Source organism: Rhodovulum iodosum, from assembly GCF_041020385.1.
Classification (GTDB): Bacteria; Pseudomonadota; Alphaproteobacteria; order Rhodobacterales; family Rhodobacteraceae; genus Rhodovulum; species Rhodovulum iodosum.
In genome coordinates this window covers 1,224,714-1,245,643 of record NZ_JBEHHI010000001.1, presented here as the reverse complement: position 1 = coordinate 1,245,643, position 20,930 = coordinate 1,224,714, and the positions used below count along the sequence as shown (strand labels likewise).

At 67.8% G+C, this 20,930-nt stretch carries 21 protein-coding genes; 11 read left to right on the top strand and 10 right to left on the bottom strand.

Going from position 1 to position 20,930, the window contains the following annotated elements; genetic code table 11:
- The first annotated feature begins 13 nt into the window (after positions 1-13).
- Positions 14-2,620 (top strand): TIGR02302 family protein, encoded by a 2,607-nt coding sequence (locus Ga0609869_RS06090; RefSeq protein ID WP_125405548.1) that lies wholly within the window; start codon positions 14-16, stop codon positions 2,618-2,620.
- A 3-nt stretch (positions 2,621-2,623) separates the two neighbouring features.
- On the opposite strand, the gene Ga0609869_RS06085 is transcribed toward Ga0609869_RS06090, so the two are convergent.
- Positions 2,624-3,442, bottom strand: a complete 819-nt coding sequence (locus Ga0609869_RS06085; RefSeq protein WP_125405551.1) for a zinc-ribbon domain-containing protein — start codon at positions 3,440-3,442, stop codon at positions 2,624-2,626.
- Between the two features lie 154 nt (positions 3,443-3,596).
- Here Ga0609869_RS06085 and Ga0609869_RS06080 point away from each other — a divergent pair, with 154 nt between their 5' ends.
- Genes Ga0609869_RS06080 through Ga0609869_RS06070 form a run of 3 tightly spaced genes read left to right on the top strand, consistent with a single transcriptional unit; the run spans position 3,597 to position 5,889 of the window.
- Positions 3,597-4,274 (top strand): cell division ATP-binding protein FtsE, encoded by a 678-nt coding sequence (locus Ga0609869_RS06080; RefSeq protein ID WP_125405554.1) that lies wholly within the window; start codon positions 3,597-3,599, stop codon positions 4,272-4,274.
- 2 nt (positions 4,275-4,276) lie between these two features.
- Positions 4,277-5,155 (top strand): cell division protein FtsX, encoded by an 879-nt coding sequence (locus Ga0609869_RS06075; RefSeq protein ID WP_125405557.1) that lies wholly within the window; start codon positions 4,277-4,279, stop codon positions 5,153-5,155.
- Positions 5,155-5,889, top strand: coding sequence for a lysophospholipid acyltransferase family protein (locus Ga0609869_RS06070; protein ID WP_125405560.1), 735 nt, complete (start codon positions 5,155-5,157; stop codon positions 5,887-5,889). The genes Ga0609869_RS06075 and Ga0609869_RS06070 overlap by 1 nt, the downstream gene beginning before the upstream one ends.
- Positions 5,890-5,893: 4 nt before the next feature.
- Here Ga0609869_RS06070 and Ga0609869_RS06065 read toward each other — a convergent pair whose 3' ends face one another.
- The 4 genes from Ga0609869_RS06065 to Ga0609869_RS06050 form a co-directional block, all read right to left on the bottom strand.
- Positions 5,894-6,193, bottom strand: coding sequence for a hypothetical protein (locus Ga0609869_RS06065; protein ID WP_125405563.1), 300 nt, complete (start codon positions 6,191-6,193; stop codon positions 5,894-5,896).
- A gap of 276 nt (positions 6,194-6,469) precedes the next feature.
- The gene (locus Ga0609869_RS06060) at positions 6,470-7,429 is read right to left on the bottom strand and encodes an acetyl-CoA carboxylase carboxyltransferase subunit alpha (protein ID WP_125405566.1); all 960 of its coding nucleotides are present in this window, start codon (positions 7,427-7,429) and stop codon (positions 6,470-6,472) included.
- Between the two features lie 173 nt (positions 7,430-7,602).
- Positions 7,603-8,685 (bottom strand): cysteine synthase A, encoded by a 1,083-nt coding sequence (cysK, locus tag Ga0609869_RS06055; protein ID WP_125405569.1) that lies wholly within the window; start codon positions 8,683-8,685, stop codon positions 7,603-7,605.
- Between the two features lie 198 nt (positions 8,686-8,883).
- The gene (locus tag Ga0609869_RS06050) at positions 8,884-9,843 is read right to left on the bottom strand and encodes an L-malyl-CoA/beta-methylmalyl-CoA lyase (RefSeq protein ID WP_125405571.1); all 960 of its coding nucleotides are present in this window, start codon (positions 9,841-9,843) and stop codon (positions 8,884-8,886) included.
- Positions 9,844-10,091: 248 nt separating this feature from the next.
- On the opposite strand from Ga0609869_RS06050, the gene dgcN reads away from it, so the two are divergent.
- The 3 genes from dgcN (at position 10,092) to Ga0609869_RS06035 (ending at position 12,991) form a co-directional block, all read left to right on the top strand.
- Positions 10,092-11,093 (top strand): N-acetyltransferase DgcN, encoded by a 1,002-nt coding sequence (dgcN, locus tag Ga0609869_RS06045; protein ID WP_125405573.1) that lies wholly within the window; start codon positions 10,092-10,094, stop codon positions 11,091-11,093.
- Between the two features lie 9 nt (positions 11,094-11,102).
- The gene (dgcA, locus tag Ga0609869_RS06040) at positions 11,103-12,068 is read left to right on the top strand and encodes an N-acetyl-D-Glu racemase DgcA (protein ID WP_125405576.1); all 966 of its coding nucleotides are present in this window, start codon (positions 11,103-11,105) and stop codon (positions 12,066-12,068) included.
- A gap of 62 nt (positions 12,069-12,130) precedes the next feature.
- Positions 12,131-12,991, top strand: a complete 861-nt coding sequence (locus Ga0609869_RS06035) for a D-amino-acid transaminase (RefSeq protein WP_125405579.1) — start codon at positions 12,131-12,133, stop codon at positions 12,989-12,991.
- A gap of 38 nt (positions 12,992-13,029) precedes the next feature.
- On the opposite strand, the gene Ga0609869_RS06030 is transcribed toward Ga0609869_RS06035, so the two are convergent.
- From Ga0609869_RS06030 to Ga0609869_RS06015, 4 genes are all read right to left on the bottom strand, one after another.
- On the bottom strand, positions 13,030-14,694 hold the full coding sequence (locus Ga0609869_RS06030; RefSeq protein WP_125405582.1) for a SulP family inorganic anion transporter: 1,665 nt from the start codon (positions 14,692-14,694) through the stop codon (positions 13,030-13,032).
- A gap of 345 nt (positions 14,695-15,039) precedes the next feature.
- Positions 15,040-15,531, bottom strand: a complete 492-nt coding sequence (locus Ga0609869_RS06025; protein ID WP_125406327.1) for a GFA family protein — start codon at positions 15,529-15,531, stop codon at positions 15,040-15,042.
- A 243-nt stretch (positions 15,532-15,774) separates the two neighbouring features.
- Positions 15,775-16,092: a DUF1244 domain-containing protein gene (locus tag Ga0609869_RS06020; RefSeq protein WP_125405584.1), complete on the bottom strand. Its 318-nt coding sequence runs from the start codon at positions 16,090-16,092 to the stop codon at positions 15,775-15,777.
- 11 nt (positions 16,093-16,103) lie between these two features.
- Positions 16,104-16,844, bottom strand: a complete 741-nt coding sequence (locus Ga0609869_RS06015; protein WP_125405587.1) for an N-formylglutamate amidohydrolase — start codon at positions 16,842-16,844, stop codon at positions 16,104-16,106.
- Between the two features lie 139 nt (positions 16,845-16,983).
- On the opposite strand from Ga0609869_RS06015, the gene pyk reads away from it, so the two are divergent.
- The 4 genes from pyk to Ga0609869_RS05995 all read left to right on the top strand — a co-directional run bounded on the left by pyk (position 16,984) and on the right by Ga0609869_RS05995 (position 20,122).
- Positions 16,984-18,429, top strand: a complete 1,446-nt coding sequence (gene pyk, locus Ga0609869_RS06010; protein ID WP_125405590.1) for a pyruvate kinase — start codon at positions 16,984-16,986, stop codon at positions 18,427-18,429.
- 164 nt (positions 18,430-18,593) lie between these two features.
- Complete coding sequence (rpmI, locus tag Ga0609869_RS06005) at positions 18,594-18,794, top strand: 50S ribosomal protein L35 (RefSeq protein WP_125405593.1); 201 nt, start codon at positions 18,594-18,596, stop codon at positions 18,792-18,794.
- A 13-nt stretch (positions 18,795-18,807) separates the two neighbouring features.
- Complete coding sequence (rplT, locus tag Ga0609869_RS06000) at positions 18,808-19,170, top strand: 50S ribosomal protein L20 (protein ID WP_125405596.1); 363 nt, start codon at positions 18,808-18,810, stop codon at positions 19,168-19,170.
- A gap of 337 nt (positions 19,171-19,507) precedes the next feature.
- Positions 19,508-20,122: a DUF6854 domain-containing protein gene (locus Ga0609869_RS05995; protein WP_125405599.1), complete on the top strand. Its 615-nt coding sequence runs from the start codon at positions 19,508-19,510 to the stop codon at positions 20,120-20,122.
- Positions 20,123-20,246: 124 nt separating this feature from the next.
- Here Ga0609869_RS05995 and Ga0609869_RS05990 read toward each other — a convergent pair whose 3' ends face one another.
- Entirely contained in the window at positions 20,247-20,918 is a 672-nt protein-coding gene (locus Ga0609869_RS05990; protein WP_125405602.1) for a class II aldolase/adducin family protein, read from the bottom strand.
- Positions 20,919-20,930: the final 12 nt, after the last annotated feature.

Genomic DNA, 20,930 nt, shown 5'->3' with positions numbered 1-20,930 from the left:
GCGGAAAGGGAGCATGACCGAGCGCGACGCAAGCCCCCGCACGGCCTTGGACGGCCTCAGCGGCCGGGTCCGCCTGACGCAGGCGGGCATGGTAGCCGAACGCATCACCCGTCAGTTCTGGCCGGTCTGGAGCATTCTCTTGGCCGTGGCAGCCGCCTTGGCGCTGGGCGCGCACGAGGCGCTGCCCTTCTATGCGGTCGCGGGCGGGCTTGCCCTGGCCGGCCTCGTCGTGCTCGCCAGCCTGATCTACGGCGCGCGGCGCTTTCGCTGGCCCGGCCGCGCCGAGGCGCGCGAGCGGCTGGACCGCACCCTGCCGGGCCGGCCCATCGCCGCGCTGACCGACAGCCAGGCCATCGGCGCGGGCGATGCCGCGTCCGAGGCCGTCTGGCGCGCGCATGTCGCCCGCATGGCCGAACGCGCCGCCGGCGCGCGCGCCGTCGCGCCTGACCTGCGCGTCGCCGACCGCGACCCGCTGGCGCTGCGCTATGTCGCGCTGACCGCCTTTGTCGTGGCGGTGGTGTTCGGGTCGCTCTGGCGCGCGGCCAGCGTGGGCGATATGGCCGCGGGACCCGGCGCAGCACTGGCCACCGGCCCCGCATGGGAGGGCTGGGTCGAGCCGCCCGCCTATACCGCCAAGCCCGCGCTCTACCTCAACGACATCACAGGCGAGAGCTTCGCGGTGCCCAAGGGCAGCCGCCTGACCCTGCGCCTTTACGGCGAGGTCGGCGCGCTCGACATCCGCGAGACGGTGTCGGGGCGCGCGGCCCCCGCCGACGCGCCCGAGGCGCTGGCCGGCATGGCGCAGAGCTTTGACATCGTGCAGCCCGGCGCACTGGAAATCGACGGCCCCAACGGGCGCAGCTGGCAGATCGCCATAACGCCGGACAGCGCGCCAACCATCGCCGCGGATGGCGCGGTGGAGGTGGCCGCCAATGGCGAGATGCGCCAGCCCTTCGCCGCGACCGACGATTACGGCGTGGTCGCGGGCGAGGCGCGGATCACGCTGAACCTCGACTCGGTCGAGCGCCGCTATGGCCTGACGGCCGCCCCCGACCCGCGCGAGGCCCTGGTGCTGGATCTTCCGATGTCGATCACCGGCGACCGGCGCGATTTCGCAGAGACCCTGGTCGAAAACCTGTCGCAGCACCCGTGGGCGGGGCTGCCCGTGACGATGACGCTGACGGCCGAGGATGCGCTGGGCCAGACCGGCCGCTCTGCCCCGCTCGAGATGAGCCTGCCGGGCCGGCGGTTTTTCGATCCGCTGGCGCGGGCGGTCGTCGAACAGCGGCGCGACCTCTTGTGGACGCGCGACAACGGTGCGCGGGTCGCGCAAATCCTGCGGGCGGTCAGCTACCTGCCCGACGACGTGTTCCGCGATGGCTCGACCTACCTGCAATTCCGGGTGGCGCTGCGCCGGCTTGAGGCCGCCGTCAAGGCCGGGATGACCGCCGAGACGCAGGACGAGATCGCCCAGGCGCTGTGGGATATCGCCGTGCTGATCGAAGACGGCGACCTTGGCGACGCGCTGGAGCGGTTGCAGCGGGCGCAAGACCGGCTGTCCGAGGCGATGCGAAACGGCGCCAGCGACGAGGAAATCGCCGAGCTGATGCAGGAGCTGCGCGAGGCGATGCAGGACTACATGCGCCAGCTTGCCCAGCAAAACCAGCAGGACGGTCAGCAGCAGGCGCAAAACCAGGAAAACATGCAGACCATCACCGGCGACCAGCTGCAGCAAATGCTGGAGCGGCTGGAGCAGCTGATGCAGGAAGGCCGCATGGCCGAGGCCGAGCAATTGCTGGAACAGCTGCGTCAGATGATGGAAAACATGCAGGTCACGCAGGGCCAGAGCGGCCAGAGCCCGGGCCAGCAGGCCATGGAAGGCCTGGCCGAAACCCTGCGCAACCAGCAGGGGCTGAACGACGACTCGTTCCAAGAGCTTCAGGACCAGTTCAACCCCGGCCAGGGCCAACAAGGTCAGCAGGGCCAGCAAGGTCAGGGCCAGCAAGGTCAACAGGGCCAACAAGGTCAGGGCCAGCAGGGTCAGGGCCAGCAGGGGCAACAGCAGGGCCAGGGCCAGGGGTCCGGCCAGCAGCCGGGCATGAACGGCCAGCCGGGTGACATGGGCCAGTCGCTTGCCGACCGCCAGCGTTCGCTGCGCAGGGAACTGGATCGCCAGCAGCAGGCCTTGCCGGGGCTTGGCGGCTCGCCCGAGGGCGAGGCGGCGCGCGACGCGCTGGACCGGGCCGGTCGCGCGATGGGCGACGCGGAAGAGGCGCTCAGGGGCGACGATCTGGCCGGCGCGCTCGACAGCCAGGCCGAGGCGATGGAGGCGCTCCGCGAGGGTATGCGCAACCTCGGCGAGGCGATGGCGCAGAACCAGCAGAACCAGGGCCAGCAAGGCGAAGCGAACGGTCAGGCCGATGCGACAGGCCAGCGCGATCCGCTGGGCCGTGCGCCGGGCACGCAGGGCCGTGTTGGCACCGACGAGCAGCTCTTGCAGGGCGAGGACGTGTATCGCCGCGCGCGCGAATTGCTGGACGAGATCCGCCGCCGTTCGGGCGAACAGGAACGCCCGGATATCGAGCTGGAGTATCTGAAACGGCTGCTCGACCGGTTCTGACGGTCAGCCCCCGCCGCCCGACAGCTTGGCCGTGACAGCCCGGATGGCGCCCCTGAGAGACGCGTTCAGCTTGGCGCGTCCGGCATCGACGACCTGCGTGTAGCTGCTCAGGGCCGGTGCGGCGGCGGGCACCATCGCGGCGATCCGGGCGGAATAGAGGTAAACGCCCGTGGCCAGCGCGAAGATCGCCAGCACCGTGACAAACCCGCGCCGGAATCCGCTGTCGTCCTCGTCGCCGGGGTCTTGCGCGGGGATGATCCCGTCGTCGTGCCGTTCGGACGCGGCCCGGAGGGTCGAGTTGATCTCCTCCACATCGGGCAAAAGTTCGCTGCGCGGTATGGTTCCGTCTTCGCGCGCCTCGGCCTCGTCGGAGTCGATGCCGCGCAGGCGGGCCATCCTCTCGCGCATCGCGCCGGCCTCTCCGGCCACTTCTTCTAGGCCGAGATTGGGCTGGCTTTCGAAGGTTTCGTTGCCGCGCTCGGCAGCGCGGGCACGGCGTTCGTGTTCGGCCTCTTCGCGCAAGACATCCAGAACCGACGGGTCGAGCGCGCCGCGCGCCTCGGGTTTGTCCGGCTCGTCCGCCTTGGGCTCGGGTTCGGGCTCGGGTTCGGGGTCGGGCGCGTCGAGCATCGCGTCTGCCGCGTCGTCTGCTTCCGATTCCTTTTCCGCCTCGGGCGCGGCGATCTCGTCGGTCTCTTCGTCGGGGCCGGCCTGAAACCAGGTATGGCCGCAACTGGAGCATTGCACATCGCGTCCCCCCTCGGGGATGACGCCGTCATCCACCTCGTACTGCGCGTCGCAATTCGGGCACACCAGTCTCATCCCGCCCCCTTTTCGCAACCCATGTCTGCGACCCTGCTTGTGTTTGCCGCATGTTGTATCAATCGCAGCGGAAATTCAAAGAGTTTGCGAATCGCCGAGATTGAATCCCGCGGGCGCCTCGGGCAGAACGGCGCAGAACCCCTGGGAGGATGCCGTGATCGAGCTCGATAGCGTGAGCCACAGCTATGGCGGGAGCGAGCTCTTGGGCGGGCTCGCGCTTAGATTGCCGCCGGGTTCTTTCCATTTCCTGACCGGGCCATCGGGCGCCGGCAAAACGACCTTCCTCAGGCTCTGTTATGCCGAACTTGCCCCCACCGCGGGGCGTGTCCGGATTTTTGGTAAGGATGTCAGAGCGATGAGCCGCGATGACGTGGCCCATACACGGCGCCGCATCGGGGTGGTTCACCAGGACTGCCAGTTTCTCGACCATCTTTCGGTGGCCGAGAACGTGGCCTTGCCGCTGTCCGTCGCCGGGCGCAACGCAGCCGATCATGCGGGCGACCTCGCCGATCTGCTGGGCTGGGTCGGCCTCGACACCCGTGCCGAGGCCTTGCCGCCGGAACTTTCGGGTGGAGAGCGTCAGCGCGCCGCACTGGCCCGCGCGGTGATCATGGGCCCTGAGCTGATACTCGCCGACGAGCCCACGGGAAACGTCGATTGGGAGATGTCGCTGCGCATCCTGCACCTGCTGATCGAGCTCAACCGGATGGGCAAGGCGATCGTGATCGCCACCCACGACCTCAACCTGATCCGTGCGGCCAAGGCCAATGTCTCGGCCCGGGTGCTGCGCATTAAGGACCGGCGGGTGCAGCTTGCGGGGGCCGATCTGTGAGCATGCCGGCGTTGCGTCCCGACCGCTCCGACCGTGTGGTGCCGCCCGCCGGCATGCCGGTGCGGCTGACCCAGCTGACCAGCGCGGCGATGGCCTTTCTGGCGGTCTTCGCGCTGGCGCTGTCGCTGGCCGCGGGTCGGCTGGCCGACCGCTGGTCGGACGCGCTGGCCCGCACCGCCACTGTCCGCATCTCGGCGCCGCAGGGCCAGATGACCACCCAGACCGAGGCGGTCCTCGACGTATTGCGCACCACGCCCGGCGTCGCCTCGGCCCGCGCGCTCAGCGCGGATGAACAGCGCGCCCTGCTTGAGCCCTGGTTCGGGCCCGACCTGCCGGTCGACCGCCTGCCGCTGCCCCGGCTGGTCGAACTCGTCGAGGGCCCCGAGGGGCTGGACGCCGAGGCGCTGCGCCTGAGGCTGGCCGGCGAGGCGCCCGGCGCGGTGCTGGACGACCACACGCGCTGGCGCCGGCCGCTGGTGGCCGCCGCCGACCGGCTGCGCCTGTTCGGCTGGGTCGCGTTGGGGCTGATCGGGGCCGCCGTGGCGTCGATGATCACGCTGGCGGCCAACGCGGCGCTGGCGGCCAATGCGCGGGTGATTGAGGTGCTGCGCCTGGTGGGCGCGCGCGACGTGTTCATTGCGCGCGCTTTCGTGCGCCGCTTTACCCGCCGCGCGCTGGAAGGCGCCGCGGGGGGCACCGCGCTGGGCATGCTGGCCATGGCGCTGATGCCCGAGACCGGCGAGGCCGGCGGCTTTCTGACCGGATTGGGATTTCGCGGCTGGCACTGGCTCTGGCCGCTCGCGGTGCCGCCGCTGGCCGCGCTGGTCGCCTTCGCGGCCACGCGCGCCGCGGCACTGCGCATGCTGAGGGGGCTGACCTGATGACCTATGCCTGGCAATGGCTGTGCTCGGCGCTGTTCGTGGGCCAGATGTACCTGGCGATGCCATTCTTCGCGCTGATCTATGCGCCTGCCGCGCTGGCCTCGCGCACCTGGGCCTTTCGCGCGATTCACGCCTACTGCCGCTGGGTGCGCTGGACCGCGCGCTGGATGATCGGCCTGCGGTCGGAAATCCGCGGTACGCCGCCCGAGGGCGCGGCTCTGATCGCGGCCAAGCACCAGTCTTTCTTCGATATCATCCTGATCGTCAGCGCCTGCCGCCGGCCCCGCTTCATCATGAAGCGGTCGCTGAAATGGGCGCCTGCCCTGGGCTGGTACGCGATGCGCATCGGCTGCGTGCCGGTCGACCGGGGCAAGCGGGGGCAGGCAATCGCCGGCATGGTCGCGCAGGTCTTGAAAGAACGCGACGATCCGGGCCAGCTGATCATCTATCCGCAAGGCACGCGCGTCGCGCCGGGGGCCACGCGCCCCTACAAGATCGGCACTGGCGTGCTTTATCGTGAGCTGGGCCGCCCCTGCGTACCCGCGGCCACCAATGTCGGCGTGTTCTGGCCGCGCACCGGCATCTATCGCAAGCCGGGGCTTGCCGTGGTCGAGTTCCTGGCGCCGGTCGCGCCGGGCCTGCCGGTCGACGATTTCATGGCCGATCTGGAAACGTCGGTGGAAGGCGTGTCCAACCGTCTGATGCAAGAGGCGGGATTCAGCCACAAGGGCTGAACGCTCAGCCCGAGCCCGTGCCCTTGCCCACGGCTTTCAGCGTCGGGGTCTCGGCCAGCCGGGCGGTGCGCACGAAATGCGGCACCTCCTTGCGCGACGCCATCTGCGGTTGCGTCGGGGCGGGCGCAGATTTCGTCGGCGCCTTTTTCGCGGTCTCGGTCTCGGCCTCGGCACACTCGCGCCGGAAAATCATCAGGCACCGCTCTTCCACCGGCGCCCGGAACGACCAGAAGCCGTGTCTGAGAGGCAGGCTCTCGACACGGACGAAATCCCAGCCCTCGGCCCCGAGGTCGTTGAGTAGCACCTGGAGCGTCTCACAAAACGAATCGCGTCGACGGGGGCTTTCCACCATGGGTTGCACCCGATCGGGTGCGGGGACGACCTTAAACTCGTAGTGCGCCATGTTTCCTCGCTTGCCGTACAACCAGAGAAACCGATTGGGGCCTCCCCCAGCAAGCACAATTCCAGCCAATTCCAGCAAAACTCTGTCCATGATTGGGCAACACCGTGCCCAATCCCGGTGCCGGCGCCCGGCGGCGCGCCGGACCGGCGCGTTTGACAAGGGGCAGATCGCCCGGGCTCAGGCCGCGAGGCCTTTGGCGCCCATGTTGAGGAATTTCTGCCGTCGGTCGGCGATCAGACGGTCGCGTCCGCGCGACGCAAGCTGTTTCAGCATCACCCGCAGCGCAAGGCCCACCGCCTCGATTGTGTCGTCCGGCGCGCGCTGGGCACCGCCCAGAGGTTCTTGGATGATGCGGTCTATGACGCCGAGCTTCTTGAGATCCTGCGCGGTCAGGCGCAGCGCCTCGGCGGCCTCGCGCATCTTCTCGGCGTCCTTCCACAGGATCGAGGCGCAACCCTCGGGCGAGATCACCGAATAGACGGAATGTTCCAGCATCGCCACGCGGTTGGCCGTGGCAAAGGCAACTGCGCCGCCCGACCCGCCCTCGCCGATGATCACCGACACCAGCGGCACGCCGATCTGCAGGCATTTTTCGGTCGACCGCGCGATCGCCTCGGACTGGCCGCGTTCCTCGGCGCCCTTGCCGGGATAGGCGCCGGGCGTGTCGACAAGGGTGATCACAGGCAGGCCGAACCGGTCGGCCATGTCCATCAGGCGCACCGCCTTGCGATAGCCCTCGGGCCGGGCCATGCCGAAATTGTGCTCCAGCCGGGTCTTGGTGTCGGCGCCTTTTTCCTGGCCGATCACCATAATCGGCTGATCGTCGAGCCGCGCCAGTCCGCCCATCACCGCGTGGTCGTCGGCAAAGTTCCGGTCGCCGGCCAGCGGCGTGTATTCGGTAAACAGCGCCTGGATATAGTCGGTACAGCGGGGCCGGTCGGGGTGGCGCGCCACCTGGCATTTGCGCCACGGCGTCAGGGATTTGTAAAGGTCGCGCAACATGTCCGCGGCCTTGCGGTCGAGCGCGGCGGCCTCCTGCTCGACATCCATCTCCTCGTTGGCGCGCGCCAGGGCGCGCAGCTCTTCGGCCTTGCCTTCGATCTCTGCCAGCGGTTTTTCGAATTCGAGATAGTTCATGCGCCACAGCTCCAGATGGGTGGCGCGTATATGAACGCCACCGCCCGGTTTTGCAATAACGGGGCGATCGGAAGCGGCGCTCTGACAGGTGGCCTGCCGCGGCGATCCCGCCACCGCGACGTCCGTCGATATGCGCCGCCCTGGGCGCCGCACCGGCTGGGTGCGGCGCGGCCTCAGGGCATCCGGTAGCCCGGCGTGGAGTCCGCGATCGCGCGCTCTTCTTCGTCCATCTCGGCGTCGATCGCCTGGAAGAGCGGGGCCGAAAGATAGCGCTCGCCGGTGTCGGGCAGCATCGCCAGGATCACCGTGCCCGGCTCGGCCCGCTCGGCGATGGCCAGCGCCACCGCGAAGGTCGCCCCGCCCGAGACGCCGGTCAGGATGCCCTCCTTGCGGGCGAGGTCCCGTGCGCAGTCTTGCGACTCCTGCCCGGCGACCGGGATCAACTCGTCATAGAACCCTTTGTCGATCGCTTCCTGCAACACCAGCGGGATGAAATCGGGCGTCCAGCCCTGGATCGGGTGCGGCTTGAAGGCCGGGTGGCTTTCGTCGGGCTCGCCCGCTGCGTTGCGCTTTTGCGTGTGGCCGCTTGCGATCAGCGGCGCGTCGGTCGGTTCGCTGAGGATGACCTTCGTCTCCGGACGGTCCCGCCGCAGCGCGCGCGCAACCCCGGTGACGGTGCCCCCCGTGCCATAGCCGGTGACGAAATAGTCCAGCCGCTGGCCGTTGAAATCGGCCAGGATCTCGCGCGCCGTCGTCGCCTCGTGGATATCGGCATTGGCCTCGGTTTCGAACTGGTGGGCGAGGAACCAGCCGTTCTTTTCCGCCAGCTCCTGGGCCTTCTTCACCATGCCGGTGCCCTTTTCCTCTTTCGGGGTCAGGATCACCTTGGCGCCCAGCATCCGCATCAGCTTGCGCCGTTCGACCGAGAAGGTTTCGACCATGGTGATCACCAGCGGATAGCCCTTTTGCGCGCAGACCATCGCCAGCCCGATACCGGTATTGCCGCTGGTCGCCTCGACCACGGTTTGGCCGGGTTTCAGCCGGCCCTCGCGCTCGGCCGCCTCGATGATGCTCACCGCCAGCCTGTCCTTGACCGAGGCAGCCGGGTTGAACGCCTCGGCCTTGACGTAGATCGTCACGCCTTCGGGGCCGAGATTGTTGACGCGGATCGCGGGCGTGTCGCCGATCGTGTCGAGCACGCTGTCATAGACGCGCCCGCGCCCGTTGGTGGTTCTGATCGTGCCGCTCTTGGTCATGGCCCTCTCCATCTCCTTGTGGTCGCGCGTGACCATAGCACATGGCCTTAACGGCGCACGGGGGCGCGGCGCGAATAGGGACGGTGTCGGCGCGCGCCGCCGCGCTGGCGAACGCGCGTTTCGCACAAGCACCCAGAAAAGGAAAACGGGGCCTGTTCGGCCCCGTTTCGCGGTAGATCTGCCCGGATGCGCCTGGTCTCAGCGCCCGGCGATCATCTCGGCCTGCTGCACGATCACCTCGGCCTGCTTGATCGACGCGATATCGACCAGCCGGCCCTTGTAAACGGTCGCGCCCGCGCCCTCGGCCTTGGCCTTTTCCATGGCGGCAAGGATTTCGCGGGCCTCGGCCACGGCCTCGTCGGAGGGGGTGAAGACCTCGTTGGCCAGCGCCACCTGCTTGGGGTGGATCGCCCATTTGCCGACCATGCCCAGCGTGGCCGAGCGCCGCGCCTGGGCGCGGAACCCTTCGTCGTCGGAGAAATCGCCGAAGGGCCCGTCGACGGGCAGCACCCCGTGGGTGCGGCAGGCGGCAACAATGGCGGCCTGCGCCCAGTGCCACGGGTCGGACCAGTACCTCTCGCCCTCGCGGTGCATGTAATAGTTTTCCTGCGTGCCGCCGATACCGGTGGTCGCCATCCCCATCGAGGCCGCGAAATCCGCGGCGCCCAGGCTCATCGCCTGCATCCGCGGGCTGGCGGCGGCGATTTCCTCGACATGGGCGATGCCGGCGGCCGATTCGATGATGACCTCGAAGCCGATGGGCTTGGTCCGGCCTTTGGCGCGTTCGACCGCGGTGACCAGCGCGTCGACCGCGTAGATATCGGCGCCGCAGCCCGCCTTGGGGATCATGATCTGGTCCAGCCGGTCGGACGCGTTTTCCAGCAACTCGACGACGTCGCGGTACCAGTAGGGCGTGTCCAGCCCGTTGATCCGAACGCTCAAATGCTTCTTGCCCCAGTCGATGTCGCCGATCGCCTCGATCACGTTCCGGCGCGCGCTGTCCTTGTCATCGGGGGCAACCGAATCCTCAAGGTCGAGGTTGATCACGTCCGCCTCGCTCGCCGCCATCTTTTCGAAGATCTGCGGCCGCGAGCCCGGGCCGAACAGCTGGCACCGGTTGGGGCGGGAGACGGGCGTGGGCTGGATGCGGAATGACATGTGTCGCGCCTCTTGGTAAGGATGTGTCGTTTGGCTCGGCCTGCGTGATAAAAACTTGCGCATGCAGGCGCAAGCCATTTCGCTGCGCCGCGGCAAGACGCGGATCGGGCACGGGCTGCATGATTCTTCACCCACCCTGCCTGCATTTCGAACGATCTTGCCGAAACCGGGCTTTCGGCCCCCGCCTTCGGCAAGACATCCCTGCGCCGGCCGCTAGTCTCGACCCCGACCAAAAAGGAGGGCCCGCAATGATCGAGACCCCGTATCTGCTGTTTCTGGGCGACGCGCCCGACCCGCTGGCGGCCAAGGTGGCCCAGGGCATCAAGGACTGGCGGCCGGACAATGCCGTCGGCCAGTTCCGCATGGAGGGCTGCAAGGCCGATCTGCGCCTGCCCGACATGACCCTGGCCGAGGCCAAGGCCGCCGGCGCCAAGACCCTGGTGATCGGTGTCGCCAACCGGGGCGGCGTGATCTCGCAGGCGTGGAAAAAGGTCCTGGTGGCCGCGCTGGAGGAAGGCTTCGACCTGGCCAGCGGCCTGCACAACCTGCTGCGCGACGAGCCCGACCTGGTCGCGGTGGCCGAGGCGACCGGCACCGCGCTGCACGACGTGCGGGTGCCCGAACGGGACTATCCCATCGCCAACGGCAAGAAACGGTCCGGCAAACGCTGCCTCGCGGTGGGCACCGATTGTTCGGTCGGCAAGATGTATACCTCCCTTGCGATGGACCGCGAGATGAAGGCGCGCGGGCTGAATTCCAGCTTTCGCGCCACCGGCCAGACGGGCATTCTGATCACCGGCGACGGCGTGCCGCTGGACGCCGTGGTGGCCGATTTCATGGCCGGCGCGGTCGAGTGGCTGAGCCCCGACAACGATGACGACCACTGGGACATGATCGAGGGGCAGGGCAGCCTGTTCCACGTCTCCTATTCCGGCGTCACCATGGCGCTGATCCACGGCGGCCAGCCCGACGCGCTGATCCTCAGCCACGAACCCACCCGGACGCACATGCGCGGCCTGCCCGACTACGCCCTGCCCTCGCTGGAAGAGCTGCGCGATCTGTCGCTGACGGTGGCCCGCGCGGCCAACCCCGGCGTTCAGGCGGTCGGCATCTCGGTCAACACAGCCGCCATGGCAGCGGACGAGGCAGAGGCCTACCTGTCCGAGGTCGAGGCGCGGATGGGCCTGCCCACGGTCGATCCGTTCCGGCAGGGCGCGGGGCGTCTGGTGGACGCGCTGGCGGCGCTGTAGGTTGCGGCCATGAAAATCGTCGTCACCCCCGAAAGCTTTCGCCTGGCCCAGGCCTTCACCATCGCGCGCGGCAGCCGCACCGAGGCCCAGGTGCTGACTGTGCGCATCCTCGCCAACGGCGCGGCGGTGTGGGGCGAATGCGTGCCCTATGCCCGCTACGGCGAATCGCTCGACAGCGTCACCGCCCAGATCGAGGGTCTGCCCGGGCGCGTGACCCGCGCCGACCTGCCCGATCTGCTGCCTGCCGGGGCCGCACGCAACGCCGTCGACTGCGCGCTGTGGGATCTCGCGGCCAAGCGCGCGGACAAGCGGGTCTGGCAACTGGCCGGTCTGCCCAAGCCAAAGCCGGTCGTCACCGCCTACACGCTGTCGCTCGACACGCCCGAGAACATGCGCGCGGCGGCGGCGAAACATGCCGGGCGCCCGCTCTTGAAAATCAAGCTGGGCACCGAGGACGACATGCCCCGGCTCGAGGCCGTCCGCGAGGGCGCCCCCAAGGCGCGCATCATCGTGGACGCCAACGAGGGCTGGACGGCCGACGCCTATGCCGCGCTTGCGCCGCACCTCGTGCGCCTCGGCGTCGAGATGGTCGAACAGCCCCTGCCCGCGGGCGAGGACGACATGCTGGCCGAGATCGAGCGCCCGGTGCCCGTCTGCGCCGACGAGAGCTGCCACGACCGTGCCTCGCTGCCCGCGCTGAAGGGCAAGTACGACATGGTCAACATCAAGCTAGACAAGACCGGCGGGCTGACCGAGGCGTTGGCGCTGTGCAAGGCCGCCATGGCCGAGGGCTACGGCATCATGGTCGGCTGCATGGTTGGCTCCAGCCTGGCCATGGCGCCAGCGGTGGTGGTGGCCCAGGGCGCGGCGGTGACCGATCTTGACGCTCCGCTTCTGTTGGCCGAAGACCGGCCCCACCCGCTGCGCTACGAGGGGTCGACCGTCTACCCGCCCGACGCGCTGCTCTGGGGGTGACGCGCGTCAGCGGCGACGGGGCAACGCCCCGGGGCCGCCATGTTGAGGAAAGGATCGCCGCGATGAGCCGGACAGTCTACGTGAACGGGGCCTTCGTGCCCGAGGATGAGGCCAAGGTCTCGATCTTCGACCGCGGCTTTCTCTTCGCTGATGGCGTCTACGAGGTGACCAGCGTTCTGGACGGCAAGCTCGTCGACTTCGCGGGCCACATGAAGCGGCTGGAACGCTCGCTGACCGAGCTTGACATGCCGAGCCCGGCCAGCACCGAAGAGCTGCTGCAGATCCACCGCGAACTGGTGACGCGCAATGGCCTTGGCGAGGGGCTGATCTACCTGCAGATCACCCGCGGCGCGCCCGCGGACCGCGACTTCGTCTTCCCCGACCCCGAGGAAACCGCGCCGACGCTGGTGTTGTTTACCCAGACCAAGGGCATCGTCGATAGCCCCGGCGCGGCGACGGGCATCACCGTCATCACGATCGACGACCTGCGGTGGGGGCGGCGCGACATCAAGACGGTGCAGCTGCTCTACCCCTCGATGGGCAAGATGATGGCCAAGGCCGCGGGCGCCGGCGACGCCTGGATGGTCGAGGATGGCGAGGTGACCGAGGGCACCTCGAACAACGCCTACATCGTCACCGGCGGCAAGATCGTCACCCGGCATCTGGGCAACGAGATCCTGCACGGCATCACCCGCGCCGCGGTGCTGCGCTTTGCCCGCGAGGCGCAGATGGAGGTCGACGAACGCCCCTTCACCGTCGAAGAGGCCAAGGCGGCCGACGAGGCCTTCGTCACCTCGGCCTCGGCCTTCGTGACGCCGGTGGTGGCGATCGACGGGGTCAGCCTCGGCGACGGAACGCCGGGGCCGGTGGCCCGCCGGCTGCGCGAAATCTATGTCGACGAGATGAAGAAGGCGGCGGTCTAGGGCGCGCCCGCGGCCACGGGCGGCAAGAGCCGCGCCAATCACACCCCTTTGCCGGGCCGAACGTCCGCCCGCGCCCGCGCGGCCTGCATGTCTGCCGCGGTGGCCGCGGCGGCGGGCAGACCCGCGGCCTTCAGCATGTCCATGTGCTGCGGCCGGGGTGCGGCCAGCGTCACCGCCATGCCCTGGCCCAGCGCCTTTCGGACGAACCCGGCCAGGCTGTGCGCCCCGGTCACATCCAGAAGCGGCACGTCGGCAAGATCGAGGATCAGGTGGCGCGGCCTTGCGGCGATGCGGTCCAGTACGCTTTCGATCACCGGGGCCGAGCCGAAGAAATAGGCGCCCGTCAGCCGCAGCACCACGGTTTGCCGCCCCTCGCCGCGGTCTTCGGGGCGCGAGTCGGTGTCGGCCTCGTCCAGCATCGCGTCGACACCGCTCATCTGTGCCATACGGTGCATGAACACCAGCGCGCCCAGCGCAAGGCCGGTGACGATGGCCTCGGTCAGGTCGCGCAGCACGGTCATCGCCAGCGTGGCCAGCAGCACCACCAGTTCGGCCCGCGCGGTGCGCGCGAGCGTCCGGATCGCGCCGAGATCGATCATGTGAAGCGCGACCGAAACCAGCACCCCCGCCAGCGCCGCCAGCGGGATGGCACTGGCCAGCGGCGCCAGCAGCAAGACGACCGCCAGCAACGCCAGTGCATGGATCATGCCCGCCACCGGCCCATGCGCCCCGGCGCGCACATTGGTGGCGGTCCGCGCGATGGTGCCGGTCACGCAGAACCCGCCGAAACAGGCCGAGGCCATGTTGGCCACGCCCTGCCCGATCAGCTCGGCGTTCGAGCGGTGGCGCCGGCCGGTCATCGAATCCGCCACCACGGCGGAAAGCAGCGACTCGATGGCGCCGAGCAGGGTAAAGGCCAGCGCATCGGGCAGCACCGCCTGCACCTTGGCCCACGAGACATCCGGCAGCGACGGCGCCGGCAGCCCCGCGGCGATGCCGCCATAGGCGCTGCCGATGGTGGGCACCGGCAGGTCCAGCGCCCAGACCGTCAGGCCCGCCAGCGCGATTGCCGCCAGCATCCCCGGCAGGCGCGGCGCCAGACGCCGCTGCACCGCGATAAACCCGAACGCGCCCAGCCCCAGCGCCAGGTTCAGCGGGCTGAGCGTCGGCAGCGCGGCCCACAGCACCGGCAGCTTTTCCACGAACGGCCCCGGCTCGGGCCCGTCCAGGGTGAGACCCAGAAAGGGGCGCATCTGGCTGATCAGGATGATCAGCCCGATCCCGGCGGTGAAGCCCACGGTCACAGGGTAGGGGATGAACTTGACGAACCCGCCCAGCCGCAGCGCCCCGGCCGCGGCCAGCATGATCCCGGACAGGAAGGTGGCCAGCGCCAGCCCGTCCAGCCCGTGGCGCTGCACCGTGGCCGCCACCAGAACGATGAATGCCCCCGCCGGCCCGCCGATCTGGAACCGGCTGCCGCCCAGCAGCGAGACGAGAAACCCGCCCACGATGGCGGTAATCAGCCCCCGGTCGGGCGGCACGCCCGAGGCGATGGCAATGGCCAGCGACAGCGGCAGCGCCACCACCGCAACGGTCAGCCCGGCCACCAGATCGGCCCGCAGCGCCCTGGGGCCGTAGCCTTCGGCCAGGACCGAGACGATCTTGGGCGTGAACTGGGTCAACGGCGGGGCGGGCGCTTTCATGGCGCTCCTTTCCTTGGTCGCGGGTGCGAATGTCCTCCCCTCGGGCCCCGGCATAGCGTGGCGCGGGCGCGCTGTCTCTGGTGCATCCTGTCGCCGGGGGAAGGGCAGCGGTGAGCCCAACCTGCTCCTTCGTCAAATCGCAGCGAACGGCTGCTCATCCATCCGGGCGCAAACGTTCCAAAACGTCGAGGGTTTTGCCTAGGGGTTCTGTCCACGCTATCTTGCTTGGGATCGAGGTGGATGCTGAGCGGGACAGAAACGACCGTTTTTGACCGGGAGGTTTTGTCCAGGGGTTATTGGCATCCATGTGCCGCAACGCCGCTATACGATCCGGCATGACGCATGTCACCAATTCTCAACGACGTAAGGCGTTGAGTGGACTGTCGGCTCAATTGGCGTGCCGTCATTCTCGGTGGCATGACGGTCAAAAATCTTGAAACCCGGCGGCAAAATCGTCCCGGGACGCGCCTCTGACGCGAAGATATGTTTGCTGTTTTCTTTGGTTGGTTCAATCGACACCGGATCGTCCAGGGTGCCGACGTAGATTCCAATTCGGTCCGGCCAACGCTCGAAGGTCAATGCAAGCTTAGTGCCGCATTTTTCGCAGAAATGGACATTGATGTCTTTGCCGCTCCCGTCTGATGGCAAGGTGTAAACCGTGGGAGCGCCGCCTTTGAAGGCAAAGGAGTCCCGTTCGAAAATCGGCTCGATCATTCGATCCGATCCCGTGGCGCGCTGGCAGAACCGGCAGTAGCAGACCGTTACCCAAAGGGGATCTTTACCCGTATCGTAGCTAACATTTCCGCAAAGACAGCGGCCTGTGTGCCCAGATGACATATCCGCATCCTTTTCCGAAGCATTTCGCAGGAAGATAGCCGGTTTCCCGCAATCGGCCAAATCTGGGCTCCCTTGAAAGACGGCTTTCGGAAAGGCATGCGAAAGAAATCAGCAGACAATGACAAAACTCATACGTTTCTGTCACAGGCGAAAACGACCGTTTTTGGCCCGTTCCGAAACCTGCCGTTGAATTTATGGCAGCTCTGTCCCGCAAAGCCGCCGTCAAACGCCCTGCGCGCTGGCTCAGCCCCGGTCCTTGCCCACGTTCTCGGCAAAGGCCTTTTCGAAGGCGGCCTGTTTCTCGGGGCTCGCCTCGGTCTGGTTCTGCGCCTTCCAGTCGTCATAGGGCATGCCGTAAAAGGCTTCGCGCGCGGCCTCTTTCGACAGCTCGACGCCGCGCTCGGCGGCGGCCTCTTCCATCCAGCGGCTCAGGCAGTTGCGGCAGAACCCGGCCAGGTTCATCAGGTCGATGTTCTGCACGTCGGGCCGGTCCTCCATGAGGTGCTGTTGCAGGCGGCGGAAGGCGGCGGCCTCGATCTCGGTGCGGGTCTTGTCGTCCATCTCTTCTCCTTTCATAGCCCGGTCTCGGCCAGCACCTCTTCGAGGATGGGGGCCAGCCGGTCGGCCCAGGCGATCTGGTCTTCTTCGGTGACGATCACGTCGTTACGTAGCTCGATCAGCACGTTGGGCAGGCCGTTGGCAATCGCGTGCCGGTCGACGGAATCGCCGGGCAGGTGCCCGCCATAGGGTTCGTTCTCGCCGATACAAAGGTCGGGCTCGGCCCGCAGGCGGTCGATCAGCGGCCCGGCGAGGCGGGCGTCGGCGGCGTGCAGTATGCCGATCTGCCAGGGCCGGTCGCCACGCCCGTTCAGCCGCGGGGTAAAGCTGTGCACGGCGAGGTAGACTGTATCGGGGCGCCGCGCCGCGAGCCGGGCCACCGCGTCGTGATAGGGCCGGTAAAAGGCGCCGAGACGCCGCTCTCGCTCGGCGGTGTCCACGCCGCGATTGGCCGGGATCACCGTGCCGTCGTAAAGCCGCATCAAGAGCGTGGGGTCGTCCTCCCCCCGGTTGGGGTCGATCACCAGGCGCGAGAAATTCGACAGCACGACCGGCGCGTCCAAAAGCTCGCCCAGCCGGCGCGACACGCCCGCAGCGCCCGGATCATAGGCGATATGGCGGGACATGTCCTCGGGCGGCAGGCCCAGGTCGCCGCCGTTGACACAGGGCGGAACGGTGTTGGCGGCATGGTCGCAAGTCACCAGCCAGCGTGACATGCGGCCCGCGTCTATCGTCTGGTAGGGGTGAAAGGTCATTGGGCTGTCATCTTTTCGGTTCACATCCATTTACGTCAGCCGCGACGCAAGCGCCAGTTGTCAGCTGGCGCCGTTTCGGCCTAGAGAAGGTGCATACCGGCGCATACCATGCGCGGGACCGAATTACAGATGGGGCAGGATGAGACGTTTACGCAATCTGAAAGTCGTGGCCACCCTGGGGCCTTCCTCGGATGACTACGAGATGATCCGCGCCCTGTTCGAGGCCGGGGCCGACGTGTTCCGCCTGAACATGAGCCACGGCACGCATGACGAGATCGCCCGGCGCCATGCCCTCATCCGCAAGATCGAGAAAGACACCGGCCGGCCGATCGCCATCCTGGCCGACCTGCAGGGGCCCAAGCTGCGCTGCGGCGCCTTCGCCAACGGTGCGGTAGAGATCGACGAGGGGCAGCCCTTCCGCTTCGATCTCGACGATGTGCCGGGCGACAGCAAACGGGTGCAACTGCCCCACCGCGAGATCTTTGCCGCGCTCGAACCCGGGGCCACGCTTCTGGTCAATGACGGCAAGCTCAGGCTCAAGGTCCGTTCCTGCGGGCCCGATTTCGCCGATTGCGAGGTGATCGTGGGCGGCACGATTTCCAACCGCAAGGGCGTCAACGTGCCCGACGTGGTGCTGCCCCTGGCGGCGCTGTCCGACAAGGACCGGCGCGATCTCGATTTCGTGCTCACGCTCGGGGTGGACTGGATCGCGCTCAGCTTCGTGCAGCGCCCTGACGACGTGACCGAGGCGCGCGCCATCGTCGGCGACCAGGCCGCGATCCTGTCGAAGATCGAGAAACCCTCGGCGGTGCGCTGCTTTGAAGAGATCCTGGCGGTTTCCGACGGAATCATGGTCGCCCGGGGCGATCTGGGGGTCGAACTGCCGGTGCAGAACGTGCCGCCGATTCAAAAGCGCCTGGTACGCCAGTGCCGCGCCGCGGCCAAGCCGGTGATCGTGGCCACGCAGATGCTGGAAAGCATGATCGAAAGCCCGATGCCCACCCGGGCCGAGGTCTCGGACGTCGCCACCGCGATCTACGAGGGCGCCGACGCGGTGATGCTGTCGGCCGAATCCGCCGCCGGGCAATACCCGATCGAGGCAGTGACCACGATGAACAACGTGGCCATCGAGGTGGAAAGCGACCCGGTCTACCGCGACATCATCGAGGCCAGCCGCCACGCCCACCGCTCGACCGTGGCCGACGGCATCGTCGCCGCAGCGCGCGAGATCGCCGAGACGGCGGATATCAAGGTGATCTGCTGCTTTACCGAATCCGGCACCACCGCGCTGAAAACCGCGCGCGAGCGGCCGCGCGTGCCGATCATCGCGCTGACCCCCTCGGCCGCGACCGGCCGGCGGCTGTCGCTGAGCTGGGGCATCAACTGCTTTTTCAACGAGAAGGTCGAACGCTTCAAGATGGCGGTGGTCAGCGCCGCACGCGCCGTGCGCGAGGGCGGCTATGGCGAGGGCGACGACCAGATCATCGTGATCGCCGGCCTGCCCTTCAACATCCCCGGCTCGACCAACATCCTGCGCGTGGCGCCCTGCGAGGAACGGCTGATCTTCAACGTCGAGCCCGAGTGACGCGGCCCTGACAGCCCGTCGCCGCACGTCGCGGCGCGCCCGGCGCCGCCCGATTTCCACTTGTCAGCGTGCGGCCCCGGTTTTATACGGGCGCCTTCTACCCGGTGCGGCCGGCCGATGTGGCATGCCGAGTCGCGCCATAACCGCTCGAAGAGGAGACGGAAATGCCCAAGATGAAGACCAAGTCGAGCGCCAAGAAGCGCTTCAAGGTGACGGCGAACGGCCGCGTGAAATGCGGACAGGCCGGCAAGCGCCACGGCATGATCAAGCGGACGAAGAAATTCATCCGCAATGCCCGCGGGACCGATGTTCTCTCCACGCCGGATGAGAAACTCGCCAAGTCCTACATGCCGTATTCGCGCTAAGGAGGCCTGAGAAATGTCCCGAGTCAAAGGCGGAACCACCACCCACGCCCGTCACAAGAAGGTCATCAAGGCCGCGAAAGGCTATTATGGCCGCCGCAAGAACGCCTTCAAGACCGCCACACAGGCCGTCGACAAGGCCAACCAGTACGCCACGCGCGACCGCAAGAACCGCAAGCGGAGCTTCCGCGCGCTGTGGATTCAGCGGATCAACGCCGCCGTGCGCAGCCATGACGAGGCGCTGACCTATTCGCGTTTCATCAACGGGCTGAACAGCGCCGGTATCGAGGTCGACCGCAAGGTGCTGGCCGACCTGGCCGTGAACGAGCCCGAGGCGTTCGGCGCCATCGTGGAAAAGGCCAAGGCCGCGCTGGCCTGAGGCCCGCGTCACCCGGTAATTTCGCGCCCGTCCGGCCGACCGCCGGGCGGGCGCGTTGCGTTGAAGGGCCCCGGGCCGAATGCCGCGCCCCTTCACAAGAGGCCGGCCCATCGCCCCCAGCCCCTCGCGCCGGCGGATCGCGCAGCGAATTCCGCCGCGAGCGCCGACCGGTTCTGCGAGCGCTGTACCGGCCAGTGTGATAGAGTGGTTCTAAACCAGCGCAAGCCTTTCATTAGCCCTGGGCTGAACAAGCTGCCGTGAGGCGCGTCTCTGCAAGCTACCTCGATCAGTGGCCAACCGGTCCGCCGGTGACCGCAACTCAATGGGGGGTAGTTCTATGCCTTCACCGAAATACATGATGATAACCGTCGCATCCTGCTCGGTTTCCTTCGTGGGCGAAGCTCTGAAGCTTTTGGGCACGCTTTGCGGCGAGCTCAAACAACAGGCCGGGGCGGCGACCACGCGCTACGGCTTGATCATGACGGGGGAACAAACGGGCCAATTGATCCTGTTCCAGACCTACGAGGAATTGAACGGGGTCGACGCGGCCTTTGGCGTCTACCAGTCGTCCTCTACCTACAAGGCGATCACTTCGAGTGGCCACATCGCCGTGACCCTTCGCAATATCATGAAGATCGAGGATCTGGCCTTGAAAAACCCCTCGACCGATACGCCGGCCTACGGCGTTGTCACGCGATGGGGCTGTCCCGACCTCAAGCTCGACAAAATGCGGGTCGAGGTCCCCCATTTCGAGGATAACGGCGCCATGATCCTGCGCTATTGCACGATCATGACCGGGCCCGCCGCGGGGCGGCGCCTGTTCATCGTCGGGTATCCCTCGATGGACGCCATCGAGAAGACCTACGACGCGCTGGGGCAGAGCGCCGGCTACAGGGCCCTGATCTCTGACTTCGACATGGATTGGCGCAATATCTTGCGGGTTGCCGGCTGATCCGGCGATGGTGGCGCATCGAGGCACCGGATATCCACCTGGCCGCGGCATCTGCTGAGGCCCGGACCGAAAGACGCCGGAAATGCGCCACCCGCATCGCGTGGCCGCCGCCCGGATCGGCCGTTCAGGCGGTTTGGTCCGGGTCGCGCTCGGCCTGACCGTAGCCGGCCGAAAACTGCGCCACGGCCTCGGCAAGTTGCTGGTCGGACAATACCGGCGGGTCGCCGATCAGCAGCGCGCCGTGATACTGGCGCGCCAGCGCCTCGACCTCGACGGCCAGCCACATCGCCTTGTCCAGGCTCGCCTCGGCGGCAAGCATCCCGTGATGGGCCATCAGGCACGCCTTGCGGCCCTCCAGCGCCTCAAGCACCTTGTCCGACAGCTCTTGGGTGCCGAAGGTGGCGTAGGGTGCGCAGCGGATGTCGCCGCCGCCCGCCGCGGCGACCATGTAATGCACCGCCGGGATGTCCATGTGCATGATCGCCAGCGTCGTGCAGTAGGGCGCATGGGCGTGGACCACGGCGCCCAGGTCGGCCCGCGCGCGCAGGATGTCACGGTGAAAGCGCCACTCGCTCGACGGCTTGCGGTTGCCGCGCACGGTGCCGTCGAGGCCGAGAAACACGATGTCGTCGGGCACCAGCGCCTCGTAGGGGATCGAACTGGGGGTAATCAGCAGCCCCTCGGCGTGGCGCACGCTGATATTGCCGGCGTTGCCGGTGTTCAGCCCTACCGCGTTCATCTTCAGGCAGGCGTCGATGATGGCGGCGCGTTTGGGCGCCTCGTCGAGGTCGGTCATGGCACTCTCCTT

Bases quoted from the DNA above. Each gene is read 5' to 3' on its own strand.
- Ga0609869_RS06090 (WP_125405548.1), top strand. From the start codon at position 14: ATGACCGAGCGCGACGCAAGCCCCCGCACGGCCTTGGACGGCCTCAGC.
- Ga0609869_RS06085 (WP_125405551.1), bottom strand. From the start codon at position 3,442: ATGAGACTGGTGTGCCCGAATTGCGACGCGCAGTACGAGGTGGATGAC.
- Ga0609869_RS06075 (WP_125405557.1), top strand. From the start codon at position 4,277: ATGCCGGCGTTGCGTCCCGACCGCTCCGACCGTGTGGTGCCGCCCGCC.
- Ga0609869_RS06070 (WP_125405560.1), top strand. From the start codon at position 5,155: ATGACCTATGCCTGGCAATGGCTGTGCTCGGCGCTGTTCGTGGGCCAG.
- Ga0609869_RS06060 (WP_125405566.1), bottom strand. From the start codon at position 7,429: ATGAACTATCTCGAATTCGAAAAACCGCTGGCAGAGATCGAAGGCAAG.
- cysK (WP_125405569.1), bottom strand. From the start codon at position 8,685: ATGACCAAGAGCGGCACGATCAGAACCACCAACGGGCGCGGGCGCGTC.
- Ga0609869_RS06050 (WP_125405571.1), bottom strand. From the start codon at position 9,843: ATGTCATTCCGCATCCAGCCCACGCCCGTCTCCCGCCCCAACCGGTGC.
- dgcN (WP_125405573.1), top strand. From the start codon at position 10,092: ATGATCGAGACCCCGTATCTGCTGTTTCTGGGCGACGCGCCCGACCCG.
- dgcA (WP_125405576.1), top strand. From the start codon at position 11,103: ATGAAAATCGTCGTCACCCCCGAAAGCTTTCGCCTGGCCCAGGCCTTC.
- Ga0609869_RS06035 (WP_125405579.1), top strand. From the start codon at position 12,131: ATGAGCCGGACAGTCTACGTGAACGGGGCCTTCGTGCCCGAGGATGAG.
- Ga0609869_RS06030 (WP_125405582.1), bottom strand. From the start codon at position 14,694: ATGAAAGCGCCCGCCCCGCCGTTGACCCAGTTCACGCCCAAGATCGTC.
- Ga0609869_RS06025 (WP_125406327.1), bottom strand. From the start codon at position 15,531: ATGTCATCTGGGCACACAGGCCGCTGTCTTTGCGGAAATGTTAGCTAC.
- Ga0609869_RS06020 (WP_125405584.1), bottom strand. From the start codon at position 16,092: ATGGACGACAAGACCCGCACCGAGATCGAGGCCGCCGCCTTCCGCCGC.
- Ga0609869_RS06015 (WP_125405587.1), bottom strand. From the start codon at position 16,844: ATGACCTTTCACCCCTACCAGACGATAGACGCGGGCCGCATGTCACGC.
- pyk (WP_125405590.1), top strand. From the start codon at position 16,984: ATGAGACGTTTACGCAATCTGAAAGTCGTGGCCACCCTGGGGCCTTCC.
- rpmI (WP_125405593.1), top strand. From the start codon at position 18,594: ATGCCCAAGATGAAGACCAAGTCGAGCGCCAAGAAGCGCTTCAAGGTG.
- rplT (WP_125405596.1), top strand. From the start codon at position 18,808: ATGTCCCGAGTCAAAGGCGGAACCACCACCCACGCCCGTCACAAGAAG.
- Ga0609869_RS05995 (WP_125405599.1), top strand. From the start codon at position 19,508: ATGCCTTCACCGAAATACATGATGATAACCGTCGCATCCTGCTCGGTT.
- Ga0609869_RS05990 (WP_125405602.1), bottom strand. From the start codon at position 20,918: ATGACCGACCTCGACGAGGCGCCCAAACGCGCCGCCATCATCGACGCC.